Raw genomic sequence first — 2,447 nt, 5'->3', positions numbered from 1 at the left:
ATGAATACGTCATAAATAAATGATTATAATCAATTTATTATCCGTTGGCTATAATTGATGCAAAAGCCAATCCATACATGAAATACAGACTGGAAAAAGTAAACGACATATTTGAGTTTCTTTTCGTATTAATGACCCTGGGCTCGGAGGAAAATATAAAGGCGACTTACATTTATGGTAAACCTGCCTATATTAATGAACATTAGATTCGGTATCGTAGCCCGCATAAACAATAGCGTATGCGGGAACGAATAGCTCTACTCGGTTACATCCCGTATTACGCTATGCTACAACAGGCTTAGCATAATGCCCTATAACTCTTATGTCGTTATTCTGGAACTGAGCGTTCTTCATCCAGGAATCGTACTTGCCCGGTTTTTATATCATGAATTCCGGCGATAATCCCTATCTGCTTATTTTTAACCAATTCTTGTAAAATAGGACTTTTTGCCTGTATCTCTCTGACAACCTGCAAAGCATTTGCTTCAGCAATAGCATCAACCAGTTTTAAATCACTGCAGTTTTTGTTATCTAATTGGTGCATAGTCGGTTTAACTACCGGTTGTATTTTATCCAGAACATCGGTCAAATGCCCTAATTTTACGTCACTACAGGCCCCTGCAACAGCACCACAAGAGGTATGAGCTAATACAACTATCAAGCGCGAGCCAACTACTTTGGTAGCAAATTCCATACTTCCCAAAATATCTTCATTCAAAATATTGCCCGCTACACGTAGAGTGAATAAATCAGCTAGACCTTGATCAAAAAATAACTCAGGGACACTGCGTGAATCCATGCAATTAAGTACTACTGCAAAGGGATATTGTCCGTAAGAAGACATTTTTGCTTGCTTTAAATAGTCTCGTGAAATTTGATTATTGGATAAAAAGCGTTGATTTCCTTCTTTCAAGCGCACTAATGCCTGTTTAGGAGTCATCTGCTGTTGCTTCTCTTGACTAATGGTTTTACCCAATAATAAAGAGGCATCCGGAGACGATGCATGTGCCAAATCATTGGGTATCCATATAACACTACACGCCAAAACCATTAATTTTAATATAGAATGATACATTCATAACCTCCCTTTTATTTGATTTATTTATCATATCCTTAAGTAGCATCTTTTTGCAAAGACCAACAGTGACAATTATTTCCTCTCAAGTGCTTGCTACTTTAAACTATAATTAGATATATCAAGATGAAACTTATTCTCATGCCATTCAGCGAGGTTCATATGAACAGGGAAATAGAAGTTGAAGAAATTTACATGATGAATGTTAATAAGCAGACAAAATGCAAATTATTAAATGACTTTCTCCTGGATTGTTTTAATGAAATGGAAGCAGTTGATCAAAACATGCGTCCGGAAGTCTTTCATAATCTATCTGAAGCATATCAAACCGCTAAAAACTATCTTAGGGTATTGGAAGAATCTTCTTGAACAAAAATACGCTCAGAATTACCAGCTAATAAAACTATGCGCATAATCTCTCGACTTAAACCATTTTCAGGAAAGAATGACAGAGAGTGCGGTGCAGTTCCAGAGAGTTAAATCCAATAATCTCACGTCCTATTGTGCGTCGAGATATTTCAAGTTACAGTCAACATTCATAAAAAAAATGGAGTATACATGTTAAGGAAAACCCAACTCTTATCTACTGGATTGGTACTATTAACAGCTTCAACAGTAAATGCAGGATTTTATTCTGGTTTAGGTTTAGGCTCTGATACGGTTGATTTAAATGTCAGATCACGTATTTATGAAGAACTTCCAGGGCACCCATCAAGCTTTGATGTTATAAATAAAAGCCATTTATCAGCTACAGGAGTTTTTGGAACGCTCTTTGCCGGGTACGGCACTCTGGTTCATGATAACTATTATTTAGCTGGTGAAGCAAATTTAAACATCAGCACAACCCAATCCAGAAGCTATAATCATGAATACTACCATCAGTCATTCGCTGATACAGTAATCAAAATAAAAAACAGTATCGGCCTTAGTATACTTCCTGGCTATCAATTCACATCGAACACACTGTTTTATGGTCGTCTTGGCATTACTAACAGCACCTTTAAAGAAAATACCACTGACATTTCCTTATTTAATTACACCACGAAAAAAACAGGGTTCCGCTATGGCCTGGGAGTAAAACAAAATATAACCAATCGTCTGGCCTTAAGAATGGATTACAGCCGCATTGACTATGCATCAATCAACACCGGCACTTTTGATCCTGTAGGCAAAGTCCGTAAAACGACACAAATGACCGCAAGCCAACAACTAGTTGAGTTTGGTCTGGTGGTTAATTTCGCTTAATCACTCAAACGATCCCGCGTACAAAACGCGGGACACAAAAGAGCAGCCTCTGGTTTCTGCGAACAGATTTTGTGTATAGCCAACACACGATAAATTGATTATTAGCAATGGCTCTGAAAAAGCTCAT

At 37.4% G+C, this 2,447-nt stretch carries 3 protein-coding genes; 2 read left to right on the top strand and 1 reads right to left on the bottom strand.

Features of this window, described 5'->3' with window-relative positions; genetic code table 11:
* Positions 1 to 328: 328 nt before the first annotated feature.
* A complete protein-coding gene (locus Q0495_RS12475) occupies positions 329 to 1,075 on the bottom strand; it encodes a carbonic anhydrase family protein (RefSeq protein ID WP_298626855.1) in 747 nt (248 codons plus the stop codon).
* A gap of 162 nt (positions 1,076 to 1,237) precedes the next feature.
* Between Q0495_RS12475 and Q0495_RS12470 the strand changes: the two genes are divergently transcribed.
* Both Q0495_RS12470 and Q0495_RS12465 read left to right on the top strand, forming a co-directional pair.
* A complete protein-coding gene (locus Q0495_RS12470; protein ID WP_298626854.1) occupies positions 1,238 to 1,444 on the top strand; it encodes a hypothetical protein in 207 nt (68 codons plus the stop codon).
* A 189-nt stretch (positions 1,445 to 1,633) separates the two neighbouring features.
* Positions 1,634 to 2,320, top strand: a complete 687-nt coding sequence (locus tag Q0495_RS12465) for an outer membrane beta-barrel protein (protein WP_298626852.1) — start codon at positions 1,634 to 1,636, stop codon at positions 2,318 to 2,320.
* Positions 2,321 to 2,447: the final 127 nt, after the last annotated feature.

The organism is uncultured Legionella sp. (assembly GCF_937871865.1).
Taxonomy (GTDB): domain Bacteria; phylum Pseudomonadota; class Gammaproteobacteria; order Legionellales; family Legionellaceae; genus Legionella.
This window is presented reverse-complemented; position numbering and strand designations above follow the sequence as displayed.

Coding starts and splice junctions, on each gene's coding strand:
- Q0495_RS12470 (WP_298626854.1), top strand. CDS start 1,238: ATGAACAGGGAAATAGAAGTTGAAGAAATTTACATGATGAATGTTAAT.
- Q0495_RS12475 (WP_298626855.1), bottom strand. CDS start 1,075: ATGTATCATTCTATATTAAAATTAATGGTTTTGGCGTGTAGTGTTATA.
- Q0495_RS12465 (WP_298626852.1), top strand. CDS start 1,634: ATGTTAAGGAAAACCCAACTCTTATCTACTGGATTGGTACTATTAACA.